Source organism: Enterobacter sp. 01-M-03-SI-ECC, assembly GCF_047530215.1.
Lineage (GTDB): Bacteria > Pseudomonadota > Gammaproteobacteria > Enterobacterales > Enterobacteriaceae > Enterobacter > Enterobacter chengduensis.
On sequence record NZ_JBLKDA010000003.1, the window covers coordinates 159,728 to 177,575 of the forward strand.

Consider the following 17,848-nt stretch of genomic DNA (forward strand, 5'->3'; position numbering starts at 1 on the left):
GGTAACCCTCTCAGGCGTGGGATTGCATAATGCTCAATATATCGTGGGACCCTGTGTTAATCGCTATCTCTTATCTGGTGGCGTTTATCGCCTCCTTCGTGGCACTGGACAGCGCCGGGAAGATCCCCCTTTCCAGCAGAAAAGCTGCCCTGTTCTGGCGCATTGCCGGTGGGGTTACGCTGGGCATTGGCATTTGGTCGATGCACTTTATCGGCATGCTGTCGATGCAAATGCCCATGATGATGAGCTACGACCTGTGGTTAACCCTCGCATCACTGGGCGTCGCGGTAGTGGCTTCCACCACGGCCCTTAATATTGCCGTTACGGGCAAAAAACGCTCCCCCTTTCGACTGCTCCTGGCCACGGCGATCCTGAGCGCTGGCGTGGTGTCGATGCACTACATTGGTATGGCCGCGCTGATGCTGGATGGCAGCATCATCTGGGATCGCCGCTGGGTGGGGCTGTCCGTGGTCATTGCCGTTGTTGCCTCCGGCACGGCGCTGTGGCTGGCCTTCCGTCTGCGGGATAAACACAAAGGCGTCGTTATTGAACGCATTCTCGCGGCCGTCGTCATGGGCGCCGCGATTTGTGCGATGCACTATACCGGCATGAGCGCCGCGCAGTTTCAGGATATGGCGCATACCCTGCCCGGGGGAATTGGCGAGCTGGGGTTATCCATCTGGGTTTCAGTCACCACGCTCTGCCTGCTCGGCGTGATGTTAATTATTTCACTTGTCGATTCACACCGGCGCACCGGCCGGCTGACGGATAATCTGCAGCAGCTCAACCGCCAGCTTGAGCTACAGGCGCGCTTTGATGCGCTCACCGGGCTCGCTAACCGTCACCAGATGGATCTGCGCATGCAGGATTGTCTGCGCAGCGCGTTGCTGAGCAACAGGCCATTCGCCGTGATTTTTCTGAACGTCGATCACTTCAAGCGCATTAACGATACGTGGGGGCACAGCGTCGGTGATGAGTTTTTAATCGCCGTTGCGCAGCGCATCACCGCCCGGCTCACGCGCGAAATGACGCTGGCAAGGCTGGGAGGAGACGCCTTTATCCTGCTGGTGCCTGAATGTGATGACGACAAGCTCAACGCCCTGCTCACCGCGTTGCTGGAAGATGTTCGACGCCCGCTTTCGATCTGCGGGCATGCGCTGAGCGCCACAATCAGTGCGGGCGTCAGCCTCTATCCCCGGGATGGTGAAACGCTGCACGAGCTGAAACTCAAGGCGGATGCCGCCTTGCACCACGTCAAAGAAGAGGGCCGAAACGGCTGGACGATTTACCGGGCCGAGATGTCAACCGCTATCCCGGCGAAACCCGGCTTCCTGCAGGCGCTCTCTCAGGCGCTTGAACGCGATCAGTTTGAACTGTGGTACCAGCCAACCTGGTATGCACAGGAGAAAACCATTCACGGTTTTGAAGCCCTGCTGCGCTGGCGTCATCCTGAGCAAGGCGTTGTACTTCCTCATCTTTTTATCCCTTCGCTGGAACAAACTGGCTTAATTATTCCCGTAGGCAACTGGGCCATTGAAGCGGCATGCCGACAGCTTCATTTCTGGACTGAGCAAGGCTTCAGCCAGTGGACGCTCTCGCTCAACCTCTCCCCCGTCCAGTTCGAGCAGCCCGACATTTTCACTATCGTGTCGTCAATGCTGGAGAAATATAACCTGTCTCCGTCCAGGCTGATTCTTGAGGTAACCGAGAGCACCGCGCTTAAAAACCTCGACCGCAGCATTGAGTTACTCAATGCGTTTAACCACGCGGGGATCGTCGTCTCGATTGATGATTTTGGGACGGGCTACTCCAACCTGCTGATGCTGAGCGTGCTTCCGGCTAAAGAGCTTAAGATCGACCGAAGCTTTGTCACCTCGATGCTGGAAAATGAAAAAAGCTACAAGCTGGTTGAAACCATTATCAGTATCGCCAGGACCATGGAGATGAACGTGGTGGCTGAGGGGATTGAGACGGAAGAGCAGCAGGCGGTTCTCACCCGTCTCGGCTGCGATTACCTGCAGGGTTACCTCTTCTCCCGCCCCTTACCTGCTGAACAGGTGCCGTGGCTGCTTCTGCAAATAAACTCCGACAAGCAAATTGTACCCATTGGTAAAATTCATCCGGAACATGCATTTGCTTCACAAAAAAATCATGCCTGACGGGGTTAACTGGAGTATGTTTCAAAGGAGTACACGCGAGTCAATTCTGTCATGATTGTCAGGCACACGTTGCCGATGACCAGGAAACGCCTATGTCGCAACCTTGTTTTGATGCATTAAATGTAATTAAAACACCCGTCTGGCTTATTTCACCCGTGTCGGAACAGATCGTTTTTGCCAATGCGGCCGCAATGCAGGCCATGGGGAATAAAACGCTCGACGGGCTGCGCAAAGGGATCTATTCCGCCAGGGCACAGACCCTCCTGTCGATGTATGTGCCTGAACTGAAAACAGAGCAGGAGATCGTCGAAATCTGGACGCTGAGCCGGGATGGACAGGATACGCCGTTAAGCTGTCGTCTCTCGCTTGCCCACTACGCCCCCTGGGGAGATGTCATTGTTTTTGAGGGGATCTACCCACCAACGCTTTCAGGATTAAAGGCCAGCCGGTCCGCCACCTATCGACGGAAAAAACAGGGTTTTTATGCGCGCTTTTTTGAGACCAACAGCGCCCCGATGCTGCTAATCGACCCTGCCCGCGATGGCCAAATCGTTGATGCGAATCTGGCCGCGCTCAATTTTTATGGTTATTCACATGATGACATGTGCAGTAGACATACCTGGGAAATTAATACCCTGGGGCGAGACGTGCTGCCCATCATGACGGCGATTGCCGCACTGCCGGGGGGACATAAGCCACTCAATTTTATTCACCGCCTTGCCGATGGCTCCACCCGTCACGTTCAGACCTATGCCGGGCCCATTGAGATCTACGGTGACAAGCTGATGCTGTGCATCATTCACGATATCACCGAGCAAAAAAGGCTGGAACAGGAGCTGGAACATGCGGCGTTACGTGACTCCATGACCGGGCTCCTCAACCGGCGGCAGTTCTACGCGATTACCGATCAAAGCAGCCTCAACTATCTTCCCGCGCAACAGCAGTTTAGCCTGCTGCTGGTGGATACCGATCATTTCAAAAACATCAACGATCTGTTCGGTCATCTGAAAGGTGATGAGGTTCTTATCGCCCTCTCGCGAACGCTGGAGGCCTGTAGCCGGGAGAACGACATGGTGTTCCGCTGGGGCGGAGAAGAGTTCGTGATCCTGCTGCCGCATACCGCGCTCGATACCGCGCTGCAGATTGCCGAGTCGATCCGTGCAGCGGTTGCCCGCATTACGATCCCGGGCCTACCGCGGTTTACCGTCAGCATTGGCGTGGCTCGGCATAATCAGGGCGAGAGTATTGATGAGCTGTTTAAGCGCGTGGACGATGCGCTGTATCGCGCCAAAAATGATGGCCGTAATAAAGTCCTTGCTGCATGAAACTGGAGTATCCGGGAAAGCCCCGCTACAATGCCCACCTCGAATGAATTAGCGCAGGTGGGTAAAAGCTTCAATGGGAAAAACAGAAATAATACTCACCTTAATTGTTTTACTGCTTATTATATTTGGCTTATGGTTTATTTTTAGCGGTGAGGTCTGGTATCTCGTCGAGTTTCTCGAAAATAGCCTTTACCCGACCTTCGACGCACCGTAACGCACGTTTGATTTCCTGTTTCACCTACCGACTTTGTCAGGTATCTGCATACCTGATGGCCGCGTAAAATACGCGTCGTTATCCTCCAACAACGTTGATAACGAATCATTTATTCACTTGCTTATGTTGCCCGTGCTCTGACGGGCTTTTTTATCTCCGGCCATTCAGCCCCGCAACATCAGCAAAGCATCCTGCCGATTAGTCTTGATAGAAAAAATACGATCCATTCTGGTCAGCTTAAACAGGTCGTGAGTGTTGCTGTTGAGGGAACACAGCACCAGTTCCCCCCTGCCGTTTACACTCTTGAGTATCGATACCAGCGCACCGAGACAGCTGCTGTCAATAAAATCGACATGGCTGAAGTCCAGCACGACCTTTTTATGACCTTTCTCCATAATCTCCAGCACCTGCTGCTTAAAGGTTGATTCGACGGACGCATCCAGTCTGCGAACCAGCGGAACAACGATCTGTACGTCATTTTCACTCTGTATTTCAATGTTCATCATCATCCTCGGCATTTGCTGTAGCACGCTGGCTTTTCGAGTCACCGACATCGTTTCCAAAAGATAGCAGGGGAAATACCCTCAGCACTCTATTCCCCAAATATCTTTTGCATAGCCCTGAATGGTTCTGTCACTCGAAAACTCTCCCATTCGACTGATATTTAACAGGGCCTTCCGATGCCACTGGTCGGGATGTTCAAAATCCGCCATTGCCTGATATTGCGTTTGACTGTAGCTGTCAAAATCCAGCAGATGGCAATAATGATCGGCTGTGGTTAACATACGGTGTAACGGTGCAAAAACTTCACGATCGGCGGTAAACAGGCCGGAGACGAGCGTATCGACTGTGCGCATCACTTTCGGATGGCTTTGACGATAAAACCGATTATTATCGCCATTGCCCCGCATTTTAGCGATGTCTTCAGCAACAGCGCCAAAAAGATAGAAGTTCTCCGCCCCGACAGCATTAAGAATTTCAATATTGGCACCATCATACGTACCGATGGTTAACGCCCCGTTTAGTGCGAATTTCATATTACTGGTTCCAGAGGCCTCCGTTCCGGCCGTGGAGATTTGTTCAGAAAGGTCCGTTGCCGGTATAATGCTTTCGGCTAACGAGACTTTGTAATCCTCAAGAAAAATGACCTTCAACTGCCCGGCAATACGCGCATCGCTGTTGATTTTATTCGCCACCGTATTAATTAACTGAATAATAAGCTTTGCCATTCGATAACCGGGTGCCGCTTTACCTGCGAAGAGATGCACCTTAGGCGCTATCGTTCTCCCATTTTCTTTGATATCGAGATAGAGAGAAATGACGTGTAAAATATTCAGAAGCTGGCGCTTGTATTCATGTATGCGTTTAACCTGGCAATCAAACATCGCCATCGGATCCAGCATGATCCCATAGCGCTGTGAAACAATATCGCTCAGCGTGGATTTGTTTTTGAATTTAATACTGCGGATGCGATCGATCGCCCCCGTATCATCCGCATGCTTCTCCAGCTGGCGGAGCAGATGTAAATCCGTCGGCCATCGGGTACCTATCTGCTGATTCAGAAACGCAGCAAGATTTGGGTTAGCCTGCTGCAACCACCTGCGCGGCGTGATCCCGTTGGTCTGATTGATGAACTTATCGGGCGTAATGAAGTAAAAATCAGGTACCAGATGTGTTTTGATAAGCTCGGAATGGAGCTTTGCTACCCCGTTCACGCGGTGGCTCCCGACGATGGCCAAATTTGCCATCCTGATACTTTTATCGTTATCCCCCGAAAAGAGAGATAAGGAGGAAAGCAGGTGCGGTTCGTCCGGCCAGCGGGCGGCGACATCCTCCAGGAAACGGTGGTTAATCTCAAAAATAATCTGCAAGTGACGCGGCAGCAGTTTTTCAAACAACGCTACTGGCCAGGTTTCCAGGGCCTCTGGCATCAGGGTGTGGTTCGTGTAGGCACAGGTTCGCTGGGTGATATCCCAGGCCTGCTCCCAGGGAAGGCTATGTTCATCTACCAGTATCCGCATCAACTCGACAACGGCCAGCGCTGGATGGGTATCATTTAACTGGATAGCCACGTGATGTGGCAGTAACGAAATGTCGGTGCCAGTCTCAGCGTATTCCCGAAATATATCCCGCAAGGTACAAGCAACGAGAAAATACTCCTGCGTCAGCCGCAGCTCTTTACCGGAAAGGACCTCATCAGAAGGATAGAGTATTTTTGATATATTTTCGGAGGCGATTTTTTCACTCACCGCTTTGATATAATCACCGTGGTTGAAAATATGAATATTGAAAGAATTAGAGGCGACAGCACTGTATAATCGAAGTTTATTCGTGGTGCTCCCCCTGTAGCCAGAAACGAAATAGTCATTCGGGATACCCACGATGGTATTCCACCCCATCCACATCGGGTTATAATGTCCCTCAGCATCATCTGCATGCTCGATATAACCCCCGATGGGGATCAGCATTGCCTGGCTATGATGTTCAACGAGCCAGGGCGAGCGCATGGAATGCCAGTCGTCCGGATGTTCAACCTGCTGTCCATTCTGAAAAGATTGCCTGAACAGACCATATTCGTATTTGATACCGTGCCCCGATGCCGCAAGGTCTAACGTGGCCATAGAATCAATAAAGCAGGCTGCCAGGCGCCCTAGCCCGCCATTTCCAAGCGCGGCATCGGGCTCTTCATCAAAAATAGAATCGAAATCAAATCCAAGGTCATTGACAGCCTGACGCATATCCTCCAGCAAGTTCATGTTCATCAGGTTGTTGCGCAATGATTGCCCGAGTAAAAATTCCATCGAGATATAATAAACGCGTTTTTTCTTTTCCGCGGATTGCCGGGCCTGACTCTCGAGAAAGCGATCTTGCTGAAAATACCGCACGGCCAGCGCCACCGCATTGAATATATCGCCGTTGGTAGCCTTGTTCACGTCAACGCACAAAGTATATTTTAACTGTGTTTCGACAAGCTCACGCAACTCGCTGTTAGTGAAAGACATAGTGACCTCACTGACGTGACTGGTTATATTAAATATGCAGTACACAAGATATTATTTTGTTCAAGTGTAGACGGCGATGTTCAACTCAGGCAATTTTTGCCTGTTATGTTGTTTTTGAATCGTCAGGGAAATATCGGCAGTGAGTTTCGTCTGATAAGAACCGGTTTTTGCGGTTGCGGTAGAGGATCTGAAAGAGCAACTGGCGCCGGGTTTCGCGCCAGTTCAGTGTGTGACAGAAGTAATCTTACCTTAACAATAATTCCCTGTCCGCTAGTGCTTCTCTATATACATCGTCCGGCTATACGCCACATCTTCCGGGTTAGTAATGGGATAGCCTTTCACCCAGGGCTTGATCAGGCGGCCGTTGGTGTACTGGTAAATGGGCGCAATAGGCGCTTTCTCCATGAGGATCTTCTCCGCCATGTTGTAGTCCGTATTACGCGCTTTCGCCGTGGTTTCCAGCGTCGCCTGGTGGATAATCTTATCGTAAGCCGGGTCGTTGAAACGCGAGATGTTGCCGCTGTGGGTTGAGGTCAGCAGCGACAAGAAGGTTGACGGCTCATTGTAATCGCCTACCCATGATGCGCGGATCACGTCGAAATTGCCGGTATTACGGCTGTCGATATAGGTTTTCCACTCCTGGTTTTGCAGTTTGACATCCACACCGAGATTTTTCTTCCACATCGACGCCACCGCAATGGCGATCTTCTGGTGGTTTTCCGAGGTGTTGTACAGCAGGGTCAGCTTCAGCGGGCGCTGAGGGCCATAGCCTGCGGCCTGGAGCAGGGTTTTCGCCTGAGCGTTCAGCTCCTGCTGGGACATCTGCTCGAACGGTGAAGGTTCAGGCGTGAAGCCCGCCGTCACGTCGGGGGTGAAATGCCAGGCCGGTTTTTCACCGGTTCCTAATACCTTTTCCGCCATAATGCGGCGATCGATCGTCATACTCAGCGCCAGACGCACGCGGGAGTCGGCCGTCGGTCCCTTTTGCGTATTAAACGCGTAGTAATAGGTCCCGAGCTGAGGCGGCGTATACACCTGTCCCGGAATGTCCTTCAGCAGCTTCTGATACATGTTTTTGGGGAACGATTCGGTAATATCAATATCCCCTGCCAGATAGCGTTTGGTGGCGGACGATTCCTGGTTAATCGGAATGAAGGTCACCTTTTGCAGGACAGTTTTCGCATTGTCCCAGTAGTGGGTATTGGGCACGACAACCAGTTTTTCATTCACCACGCGATCGTTCAGGACGTAGGCGCCATTCCCCACCAGCGCTCCGGGACGCGTCCACTCTTTCCCGCTTTCAACGTTCGCTTTTTGCACCGGATAGAAGGCAAAGTTTGCCGTCAGGTTGCTGAACCACGGTAGCGGTTTGTCCAGCTGAACGCGTAACGTTCTGGCATCCACCGCCGTCACGCCCAGCGTGTCAGGCGCCGCTTTGCCGTCGATAATGGCCTGCGCGTTGCTGATGCCCGCCAGCGCCGCAAACCAGGCAAACGGAGAAGTGGTTTTCGGGTCTACCAGACGCTGCCAGCTGTAGACAAAATCCTGTGCGGTGACGGGCGTACCGTCCGACCATTTCGCATCGTCACGCAGGATGAACGTCCAGATACGGTTATCGTTGCTCTGCCAGCGCGTCGCCACGCCCGGGGTCAGTTCCCCCTTCTCGTTCTGATTGACCAGCCCTTCAAAGAGATCGCGAATCACCTGAATCTCGGGTAAACCCACCGCTTTTGCCGGATCGAGCGAAGCCGGTTCATCTTTAATATGCCTGACCAGCTCCTGTTTTTGCGCCAGTACCGTGCCCTGGGGCACGTCAGCCGCGTACGAGAGTGTAGAAAGTCCGCACAGGAACAGTGCAGCGCAGAGACGCGAAACAGGATGCTTCATAAGATCCCCTTTAATGAATTCAGGTAACAAGCAGATGCGTAATTATTTGTTTCGAAACAGAGAAATGCAAATACCTTCGTCAGGAATAGTGATTTGAGGCAATTCTGAGCCACCAAGGAAACTATTTGATTAACCGCGTGTTTTGCACAACACTGCCAGTAGAGACTTCTTAATCAGGATTTCGTATGGCAACCACCCGACCACGCGCGGAACGCGGCGCCTTTCCACCGGGCGCGGAGCAATATGGCCGCTCATTTTTAGGCGCATCGCTAATCTGGTTCCCGGCGCCCGATGCCGATCGCGACAGCGGTCTGATTATTGCCGGCACCCACGGCGATGAGAACTCGTCTGTCGTCACGCTCTCGTGCGCGCTGCGGACGCTTACGCCATCACTGCGGCGTCATCACGTGATTCTTGCCGTCAATCCGGATGGCTGTCAGCTTGGGTTACGCGCGAATGCGCGGGGAGTCGACCTGAACCGTAATTTCCCGGCGGCAAACTGGCGCGCCGGAGAAACGGTGTATCGCTGGAACAGCTCCGCCGAAGAGCGGGACGTGGTGCTGCTGACGGGAGACAAGCCCGGCTCGGAGCCAGAAACGCAGGCGCTTTGCCAGCTTATCCATAAGATCCACCCCGCATGGGTTGTCTCCTTCCACGATCCGCTGGCCTGCATTGAAGATCCGCGCCACTCCGACCTTGGCGAGTGGCTGGCCGGGGCATTCGCTCTGCCGCTCGTCACCAGCGTAGGGTATGAAACGCCGGGCTCGTTCGGAAGCTGGTGTGCCGATTTAAGCCTGCCGTGCATCACCGCTGAATTCCCGCCGATTTCCTCCGACGAAGCCAGCGAAAAATACCTAAAAGCAATGGTGGAGCTTCTGCGCTGGCAGCCTCAAAGATGAAGCACGCCGCTGGTGAAATTCAGCGCAGGTGAAACGTCAACCGCCAGCCAGGTCGGGCCATCCAGATCCGCGAAGCGGACCTGATTGACCAGCGGCAGCGCCGCGCCGATTGCCCGGGATGTGCAGAGCATGCATCCCAGCATCAGGGCGAAGCCCTGCGCCTGCGCTTCCGCCGCAAGGGCCAGCGCTTCCGTCAGCCCGCCGGTCTTGTCGAGCTTGATGTTGACCATGTCATAGCTGCCCTTCAGCTCGCTCAGACTCTCGCGGGTGTGGCAGCTCTCATCCGCGCACACGGGCAACGGATGGATAAAATTCTTCAGCGCCGCATCGTCCTTAGCTGGCAGAGGCTGCTCCAGCATCGCCACGCCCAGGTCGGCCAGCAGCTGGCATCGCGCGGCCAGCCCTTCGGGATGCCACGACTCGTTGGCGTCGACAATCAGCGTGGCAGCGGGCACCGCCGAGCGAATGGCGACCATCCGCTCGCTGATCAGGCGGTCGTCGAGCTTCACTTTTAGCACCGTGGCGCCGGCGTCATAGAGCGCTTTAGCGCTGGCGGCCATCTGCTCCGGCTCACCAATTACGACCGTTTGCGCCGTCACGACCGATGCGGGCAGCGCCACGCCCAGCAGGGACGGCAGGGATTGCTGCCGCCTGGCGGCCTCAAGGCTCCAGAGCGCACAGTCGATGGCGTTGCGCGCCGCCCCGGCAGGCAAACGCTGCTGCAGCGCCTCCCGCGTGAGCCCTTTTTGCAGGTCAGGCACTAGGGTCATGATCTGCGCCATCACCGAGGCAAGGCTTTCCCCATAACGCGGGTAAGGCGTGCATTCCCCGACGCCTTTCACACCCTCGTCTTCGATTTCAACCACGACCACGCTGGCTTCGCTTCGGCTGCCGCGGGAGATCACAAACGGGGTATGCAATGGCCAGGCTTCTTCATAGACCTTAACGCTTCTCATCACTGACTCCTTGCGGCCCGTAAAGGCGAAAAATTTGGTTTGCCGTGTTATCCGCTGATGGCATACACTAGCCTCGACGTTAACTATATGTAAACAGGAAGATATCTATGTCACAACTCGTTCATTTCCAGGGCAACCCGGTTGCTGTAGCAGGTTCCATTCCGCAGGCTGGCAGCAAAGCGCAGGCTTTTACCCTGGTGGCTAAAGATCTGTCTGACGTCACACTGGCTCAGTTTGCGGGCAAACGCAAAGTGCTGAACATTTTCCCAAGCATTGATACCGGCGTGTGTGCCGCATCCGTGCGTAAATTCAACCAGCTGGCGACCGAGATGGACAACACCGTTGTGCTGTGCATTTCCGCTGACCTGCCGTTTGCCCAGTCCCGTTTCTGCGGTGCCGAAGGCCTGAGCAACGTCATCACCCTTTCCACCCTGCGCAGCGCTGATTTCCTCGAGAAATACGGCGTCAGCATCGCGGAAGGCCCGCTGAAGGGTCTGGCAGCACGTGCTGTACTGGTTCTTGATGAGAACGACACCGTTCTGTTCAGCGAACTGGTTAACGAAATCACCACCGAGCCGGACTATGCTGCCGCGCTGGACGTGCTGAAAGCATAATAAGTCCTTAGCATTCTATACAGCTTATTCGCAACCTCGCCACGGCGGGGTTTTTTATTTCATCAATGCTGAATCGTTAAAGCATAAATGCTCGAAAATCACATTAATCATGCAATAGGTAAGATAAGATGTAATGTTATCGTGATCGATAACGCATAATAATCGTTAAAATTCCCTATTTTCACCCCCAGTGAAGCCCATCACATTTCCCTTTTTGCCTAAACATTAGATTTGCTTACGAAAGAAAATAATCGTTTCAGCAAAAAGGATAAAATATGAAGATCAAATTCGCGTTTACGCTCCTCGCTGTCCTGATTTCTGGCCATGCAGCGGCTAAAACCTGGGTGCTGACAAGCGCTGAAAGCAGCGTAGAGAAAGGAAACTGGAAGATTTCCAGCGAGGAGCTGAACGTTCAGGATAATACGTTCAGCATTGAGCAAAAGGTTCTGCACGGCGGTAAGCAGGAAGGCAGCAAAGTCATCATTATTACCAGCAAAGATGGCCTGACCATTACCCTAAGCCCGACTCGCGGCATGAACATTCTGCACGTGGAAGGATTTGGCACCCGGCTGGGCTGGAATTCTCCGGTTAAAGAGGTCGTTAACCCGGCCTATATCAATCTTGAAAGCCGCAACGGTCTCGGCTGGCTGGATGGTTTCAACGAGATGATGGTGCGCTGTGGCTATGAGTGGACGGGACACCCGGTTATCGCGGACGGGCAAATTTATACCCTTCATGGCCGGGCCGGTAATACGCCGGTGTCGCAGGTGGAGGTTGAAGTGGCGGATGCCGCTCCGCATGAGATCCGCGTACGGGGTTTAATCAAGGAGAGCACGTTCAAAAAAGCGGATCTGCAAACCATGACCGAACTGCGCTACGTGCCCGGTACCAACCGGTTCAGCCTGCACGATGTGCTGACCAACCACGCCGATTACCCTCATGATTACCAAATCATTTATCACAGCAACTTCGGGACGCCGATCCTCGAAGAAGGCGCCCGCTTCCTTGCGCCAGCGGTCAGCGTGAGCCCATTCAACGACTACGCCAAAGCGGGCGTTAACGACTGGCAAACCTATGCCGGGCCGACAAAAGGCTTTGATGAGATGGTCTTTAACATTCAGCCGCTCGCGGACAATAACCACGAGACGCTTGCGGCGGTGGTCAATAAAGCCGGAGATAAAGGGGCGTCAATCCAGTTTGATACCCGCCAGCTGCCCGTGCTGACCTTATGGAAAAATACCGACACCCTGAAGCAGGGTTATGTCACGGGCATTGAGCCGGGCACCAGCTACGCCTACCCCGTCACCATTGAACGCGAGCAGAAGCGGGTTAAGCAGCTGCAGCCAGGTGCCAGCGCGCAGTTTGATCTGACCTATACCCTGCTGCATAGCCCGCAGCAGGTGAAAGAGGTCGAAAGCAGGATTGCGTCTATTCAGGGCGAGACAAAAACGGAAATCATTAACACGCCGATGGCGAAGGAATAAACCGAAAGCCAAAAGCCTCTTTACAGAGGCTTTTTGTTATTCATCACCTTTCTTATGGTTCAAACCGTACTCGCGCAGCTTATTCGCGATCGCGGTGTGCGAGACGCCAAGGCGTTTTGCCAGCTTGCGGGTGCTGGGGTAGCTGCGGTACAGCTGGGTCAGCACCGAGCGTTCGAAACGGCTGGTGATATCGTCCAGCGACCCTTCCATCGCCTCTTCGCCTACCGATACCGTACCGGCGTCGTAATCCGGCAACAGGATATCCTGCGGACGCAGCTCATAGCCTTCAAGCTGGGTCAGCGCGCGATAAACGGCGTTTTTGAGCTGACGAATGTTGCCCGGCCAGCCGTAGCGCATGAGCACCGTGCCGAGATCGGCGGACAGCTTCGGACGCGGCACCCCCTGCTCGTCGGCGAAGCGGGCGACGAACAGCTCCGTCAGCGGCATGATGTCCTGCGGGCAATCGCGCAGCGGCGGAATATTCAGCGTCAGGACGTTGAGGCGATAATAGAGATCCTCGCGGAAGATCCCCTTTTGCACCAGCTCCACCAGGTTTTTCTGGGTGGCGCAGATGACGCGCACGTCCACATGCACTTCGTGATCCTCACCGACGCGGCGGAACGTACCGTCGTTCAGGAAGCGCAGAAGCTTAGCCTGCATACGCGGCGACATTTCGCCGATCTCGTCCAGCAGCACGGAGCCGCCGTTGGCCTGCTCGAAGAACCCTTTCTTGCCTTCCGGCGCGTGGCCAAACAGCTCGCTTTCAACGGCATCTTCCGGAATAGAGGCGCAGTTAAGGGCCAGATAAGGCTTAGCCGCACGCGGGCTTGCCAGATGGACGGCGTGCGCCAGCAGGTCCTTCCCGGTGCCGGTATCGCCGGTAATCAGCAGCGGCGCGGTCAGGCTGGCAAGCTTGCGCGCCTGATCCACCACGTGGCGCATTTTCGGGCTGACGGCAATAATCTGGCTAAAGGCTCCCACGTCCTGGCTGGAAATGTTTTGCAGCTGGCGACCCATGCGTAGCGTCGAGCGCAGCATGATCACCGCCCCGGTCAGCACGCGGGTATTCCCTTCCCCTTTCAGATAGACCGGCGTGATTTCCATCAGGAAATTCTGCCCGTTGATCACCACATGCTCGCTGTGCGTGTTCTGCGGGTTGCTGTCCAGCCAGCGCTGGAAGTTAAAGCCGGGGATCAGCTGCGCGGCATGATGATTGCTCAGCTTCTCCTGGCTCTGGGCGAAAAGCTGGCAGCTTGCGTGGTTAACGCGCTCAACTTTGCTTTTCAGATCCAGGGAGAGGAACGGCTCCGGCATGGCTTCCAGCAGCGCGCTCAGCGCCAGGTGCTCGCGCTCGGAGGGCATCCAGGGAATGGTGCGGACATCCGTAACGCCAGCGATACGGCGGATTTCCGCCATCAGGCTGCTGAAGGTATTAAATTCAATTTCGGCAAAATTGAGGTAAATTCGCCCGACAGGGTCGATCTCAATGCCACGTAAATCAATGCTACGTAAAACAAGAAGATCGAGTAATTCGCGGGTCAGACCGAGACGGTCCTCACAGAAGACTTCAAGACGCATGGGAAATTCACCGTTTTAAGCCAATAACAGTAAAATGATATGTCAGAACACGGTGATCCGGAAGATGGCTGTCAACAAATATTGACAGCCAGCACGATTAGTGAACAAAACCTCAGGGAGCCGGTTTTTTATTGAGCGTCTCTTTGAGCTGGCCGATCAGTTCACGTCGAAAATCCCCCAGACGGGGCTTATCGCCGTCAATCCACGGCAGCGGACGGCAGACCTCCATCGCTTTTATCCCCAAACGCGCCGTCAGCAATCCCGCGCCGATCCCCTGGGCTGCACGGGCTGAAAGGCGCGCCGCCAGATCCTGCGACATCCAGTCCATGCCCACTTCGCGCACCAGCTCGCTCGCCCCGGCAAAGGCGATATTGAGCAGGACCAGCTTAAACAATCTGATCCGGCTGTAGTAACCCAGCTCAATACCGTAAAGGTTCGCGATACGGTTGATCAGGCGCAGGTTACGCCAGGCGATAAAAGCCATATCGACCAGCGCCAGCGGGCTGACGGCAATCATCAGGGTGGATTCCGCCGCTGAACGGCTAATTTCGCGCCGCGCCTGGGCATCCAGCACCGGCTGTACCATATGGGAGTAGAGCGTCACCACTTCCCGGTCATTCTGGGTTTCATGGATGGCGGCATACCAGCGCTGAAGCGCCGGATGCGACTGATCGATACCTGCCTGGCTGGCCAGCTTTTCACAAAATGCGCGACCTTTGCCGGTCCCGTGGCTGTGGAGCAGATCCCGCGCTTCGTCACGCTCGTGCGCGCGCTGTCGCAAACGCCAGAGCCGACGCCACTCGGTGGCAACCGAACCGACGCCTGCCCCCACAATCAGCGCACCCGCGGCGCATCCGCCCAGCGCCACCCAGTCCTGCGTTTGCCAGGCATTCATCGTCCACTGCACGCCCTGCCCAACCACGCTTACGCCAAACAGCGCCAGACCGGCGGTGACCATCCGACGCCACAGGCTGCGTTTTGGACGCAGCGCGGCATCCACGACAGCCTCTGCCGGACCGTCCTCAACAGCGGGCTCGTCCTGCAGCGCAGGGGCGAAATTATCGGCCTGAGTACCGCTGAACGTCTGCGCCGTTTTGAACGCCTCCTGAGGGTTCTGCTCAAGCGTTCCGGTAAAGTCTATGCGCGGTTTTAACGGTTCCGTCATCGCAATTTATCTCCAATCAAAAACTCCAGCGCCGCATCCAGACGGATGTGCGGTAAGGGCCTGTCGACGCTCATTGCCTGCGGGCGGAAGGCTTCAAACTGGAAGCCCTGGTTCTGCCAGAAGGCCTGACCCGGCAGCCGCGCAGGCACTTCGCCCGGATAGACGGTGAGCGGTTCGCCGTCGCTGAGCCGGTTGCCGCGCAGCGCCGGTATTTTCTCGCCGTTGAGGTCAATCAGCCCGCTTTGCGTCGCCTGGACGGACGCGAGCCCAAGGCAATCCATGCCGATCCCTTCGAAGGCGGCGTTTTGCCAGGCGTCCTGCACCAGCTGCTGCAGCAGCGATACCATATTGGCATGCTGGTCGACCGTGACGTGATCGGCCTTGGTGGCCGCAAAAAGCAGTTTGTCGATCACCGGTGAGAACAGACGGCGAAACAGCGTCCGCTGCCCGTAGTGAAAACTTTGCATCAGCTGCGTCAGCGCGAGGCGCATATCGTTGAATGCCTGCGGCCCGCTGTTGAGCGGCTGCAGACAATCCACCAGCACTATCTGGCGATCGAAGCGTAAAAAGTGATTTTTATAGAATCCCTTGACCACCTTTTCGCAGTAGTAATGGTAACGCTCGCGCAGCATCCCGGCGTTCGTATGTTTGTCCGCCTGCGCCAGCGTCGACTCGCCCACCCCATCCACGTCCGGCCACGGGAAGAACTGCAGCGCGGGTGCGCCCGCTAAATCACCCGGCAACACAAAACGCCCCGGCTGGATGAAGTGCAGCCCCTCCTGCTTGCACTGATGCAAATAGTCCGTCCACGCCCCGGCAATGGCCGCCAGACGGTTTTCATCGGCGGGCGCAAGCGGGTCCAGGCCCTCGCAGAGCTGTCGCCATTTAGCCGACCACCCGGCGCGCTGCCCCTGCAACAGCCCCGTCATCTGCCGGGACCAGCTGAGGTAATCCTGCGCCAGCATAGGCAAATCGAGCAGCCATTCGCCGGGGTAATCGACGATCTCAAGATACAGGGTGGAGGTATCCTTGAAGTGGCGCATCAGGGATTCATTCGAGCGAAAACGTAGCGCAAGGCGAATTTCACTCACCCCTCGCGTCGGCGTCGGCCACATAGGGGGGTCGCCATAGAGCTGCGCCAGCCCTTCGTCATAGGTGAAACGGGGAATACCAAAATCACGCTGCGGGACGCGCTTAACGCCCAGCAGGCGCTCTTCGCGAACCGCGCTCAGTAACGGCAGACGCGCCCCGGCGTGCAGGTGCAGGAGCTGGTTTACCATTGCGGTGATAAACGCCGTCTTACCGCTGCGGCTCAGCCCCGTCACGGCCAGACGCAGATGACGATCGACGCCGCGGTTCACCAGTGAATTGATTTCGTTTTTAAGTCGCTTCATCGCCGTCCTTCGTTGCCTGGAAGCCTTGAATGCATCGTTTCAGAATACAATAAATGGGGGCAGATCGTTGATTATCAATTCTTATTTATTGCTATTGCCGTTTTCTCTCCAGTAAGATGAACGACATTGCTGTCAGTCCGGAGTGAGTAAGGTGTATGTCACCCACCATCTATGATATCGCACGGGTTGCGGGCGTATCGAAATCAACCGTTTCCCGCGTTCTGAATAAACAAACGAATATTTCTCCCGAAGCGCGCGACAAAGTGCTGAAGGCGATTGACGAATTAAATTATCAGCCCAACAAACTGGCCCGCGCCCTGACGACGTCAGGCTTCGATGCCATTATGGTTATTTCAACCCGCTCCACTAAAACCACTGCCGGCAATCCGTTTTTCTCCGATGTGCTTCACGCCATTACGGCAAAAGCGGAAGAAGAAGGATTTGATGTTATTTTACAGACGTCAAAAAGCAGCGAAGACGATCTGCTGAAATGCGTGAGTAAAATAAAACAGAAGATGATCAAAGGGATCATTATGCTGAGTTCACCGGCAAATGAATCCTTTTTTACCACGCTGGATGCGTATGGCGTACCGATCGTGGTTATCGGCAAAGTCGAAGGTGAATATCAGAATATTTATTCCGTCGACACGGATAATTTTCATGACAGCGCCACGCTCACCGAGACCTTTATTAAAAACGGTCGCCGTAAAATTGCCTGCCTGCATGCGCCGCTTGATTATCATGTTTCAATCGATCGTCTGGCGGGCTATAAGGCCAGCCTGGAAAAGCATCATATTGCCATTAACCCCGAGTGGATCAGGGATGGCGGTTATACCCATGAAAGTGCGCTGACGGTGGCGCTGGAATTGTTGTCCTCGCCCACGCCGCCTGATGCGGTATTTGCGACCGACAGCATGAAGCTGCTCAGCCTTTATCGCGCGGCGGATGAGTTGAATCTGATGATCCCAGAGCAGGTGGTGATAGCCGGATACAGTGACCCGATGCTGTCTCTCGTTTTAACCCCCGCCCCGGGCGGCTTTGATATCCCCATCCGAAAGCTCGGGGAAGAGAGCAGCGATCTTCTGTTCAGACGCATTGCGGGACATCCCGTCCCGCGAAAAGTGCTTGTTGATACCCACTTTCTGCTGGCGGCCTCTCTGCGCTAAAACCA

Annotated in this window: 14 protein-coding genes; 7 read left to right on the forward strand and 7 right to left on the reverse strand. The window is 54.8% G+C overall.

All coding sequences use genetic code 11. From position 1 onward, the window contains the following. Positions 1–29: 29 nt before the first annotated feature. The 3 genes from ACMWKK_RS04370 to ACMWKK_RS04380 all read left to right on the forward strand — a co-directional run bounded on the left by ACMWKK_RS04370 (position 30) and on the right by ACMWKK_RS04380 (position 3,698). On the forward strand, positions 30–2,159 hold the full coding sequence (locus tag ACMWKK_RS04370; RefSeq protein WP_112780135.1) for a putative bifunctional diguanylate cyclase/phosphodiesterase: 2,130 nt from the start codon (positions 30–32) through the stop codon (positions 2,157–2,159). Between the two features lie 92 nt (positions 2,160–2,251). Continuing rightward, the gene (locus ACMWKK_RS04375) at positions 2,252–3,484 is read left to right on the forward strand and encodes a sensor domain-containing diguanylate cyclase (RefSeq protein ID WP_112780134.1); all 1,233 of its coding nucleotides are present in this window, start codon (positions 2,252–2,254) and stop codon (positions 3,482–3,484) included. 73 nt (positions 3,485–3,557) lie between these two features. After that, a complete protein-coding gene (locus ACMWKK_RS04380) occupies positions 3,558–3,698 on the forward strand; it encodes an Ecr family regulatory small membrane protein (protein ID WP_141884615.1) in 141 nt (46 codons plus the stop codon). Between the two features lie 164 nt (positions 3,699–3,862). Here the strand turns inward: ACMWKK_RS04380 and ACMWKK_RS04385 are convergent, their stop codons facing one another. From ACMWKK_RS04385 to ACMWKK_RS04395, 3 genes are all read right to left on the reverse strand, one after another. Then, a complete protein-coding gene (locus tag ACMWKK_RS04385) occupies positions 3,863–4,201 on the reverse strand; it encodes an STAS domain-containing protein (protein WP_112780133.1) in 339 nt (112 codons plus the stop codon). 81 nt (positions 4,202–4,282) lie between these two features. Next, positions 4,283–6,700, reverse strand: coding sequence for a glycogen/starch/alpha-glucan phosphorylase (locus ACMWKK_RS04390; protein ID WP_112780132.1), 2,418 nt, complete (start codon positions 6,698–6,700; stop codon positions 4,283–4,285). A gap of 270 nt (positions 6,701–6,970) precedes the next feature. Continuing rightward, complete coding sequence (locus tag ACMWKK_RS04395; protein ID WP_045331149.1) at positions 6,971–8,587, reverse strand: peptide ABC transporter substrate-binding protein; 1,617 nt, start codon at positions 8,585–8,587, stop codon at positions 6,971–6,973. Positions 8,588–8,772: 185 nt separating this feature from the next. Here ACMWKK_RS04395 and mpaA point away from each other — a divergent pair, with 185 nt between their 5' ends. After that, the gene (mpaA, locus tag ACMWKK_RS04400) at positions 8,773–9,486 is read left to right on the forward strand and encodes a murein tripeptide amidase MpaA (protein ID WP_112780130.1); all 714 of its coding nucleotides are present in this window, start codon (positions 8,773–8,775) and stop codon (positions 9,484–9,486) included. On the opposite strand, the gene ycjG is transcribed toward mpaA, so the two are convergent. After that, a complete protein-coding gene (gene ycjG, locus ACMWKK_RS04405; protein ID WP_045331153.1) occupies positions 9,477–10,442 on the reverse strand; it encodes an L-Ala-D/L-Glu epimerase in 966 nt (321 codons plus the stop codon). The genes mpaA and ycjG overlap by 10 nt on opposite strands. A 107-nt stretch (positions 10,443–10,549) precedes the next feature. Here ycjG and tpx point away from each other — a divergent pair, with 107 nt between their 5' ends. Next, positions 10,550–11,056 carry a thiol peroxidase gene (gene tpx / locus ACMWKK_RS04410; RefSeq protein WP_032640892.1) on the forward strand — a complete coding sequence of 169 codons (507 nt, stop codon included), beginning with the start codon at positions 10,550–10,552 and terminating at the stop codon, positions 11,054–11,056. Positions 11,057–11,331: 275 nt separating this feature from the next. After that, complete coding sequence (locus ACMWKK_RS04415; protein ID WP_112780129.1) at positions 11,332–12,540, forward strand: aldose 1-epimerase family protein; 1,209 nt, start codon at positions 11,332–11,334, stop codon at positions 12,538–12,540. Positions 12,541–12,576: 36 nt separating this feature from the next. On the opposite strand, the gene tyrR is transcribed toward ACMWKK_RS04415, so the two are convergent. The 3 genes from tyrR to ACMWKK_RS04430 form a co-directional block, all read right to left on the reverse strand. After that, positions 12,577–14,118 carry a transcriptional regulator TyrR gene (tyrR, locus tag ACMWKK_RS04420; protein WP_045331158.1) on the reverse strand — a complete coding sequence of 514 codons (1,542 nt, stop codon included), beginning with the start codon at positions 14,116–14,118 and terminating at the stop codon, positions 12,577–12,579. Between the two features lie 112 nt (positions 14,119–14,230). Continuing rightward, positions 14,231–15,283 (reverse strand): YcjF family protein, encoded by a 1,053-nt coding sequence (locus tag ACMWKK_RS04425; RefSeq protein WP_112780128.1) that lies wholly within the window; start codon positions 15,281–15,283, stop codon positions 14,231–14,233. Further along, entirely contained in the window at positions 15,280–16,677 is a 1,398-nt protein-coding gene (locus ACMWKK_RS04430; protein ID WP_112780127.1) for a YcjX family protein, read from the reverse strand. The genes ACMWKK_RS04425 and ACMWKK_RS04430 overlap by 4 nt, the downstream gene beginning before the upstream one ends. 155 nt (positions 16,678–16,832) lie before the next feature. Here ACMWKK_RS04430 and ACMWKK_RS04435 point away from each other — a divergent pair, with 155 nt between their 5' ends. Continuing rightward, on the forward strand, positions 16,833–17,843 hold the full coding sequence (locus ACMWKK_RS04435; protein ID WP_045331166.1) for a LacI family DNA-binding transcriptional regulator: 1,011 nt from the start codon (positions 16,833–16,835) through the stop codon (positions 17,841–17,843). Positions 17,844–17,848: the final 5 nt, after the last annotated feature.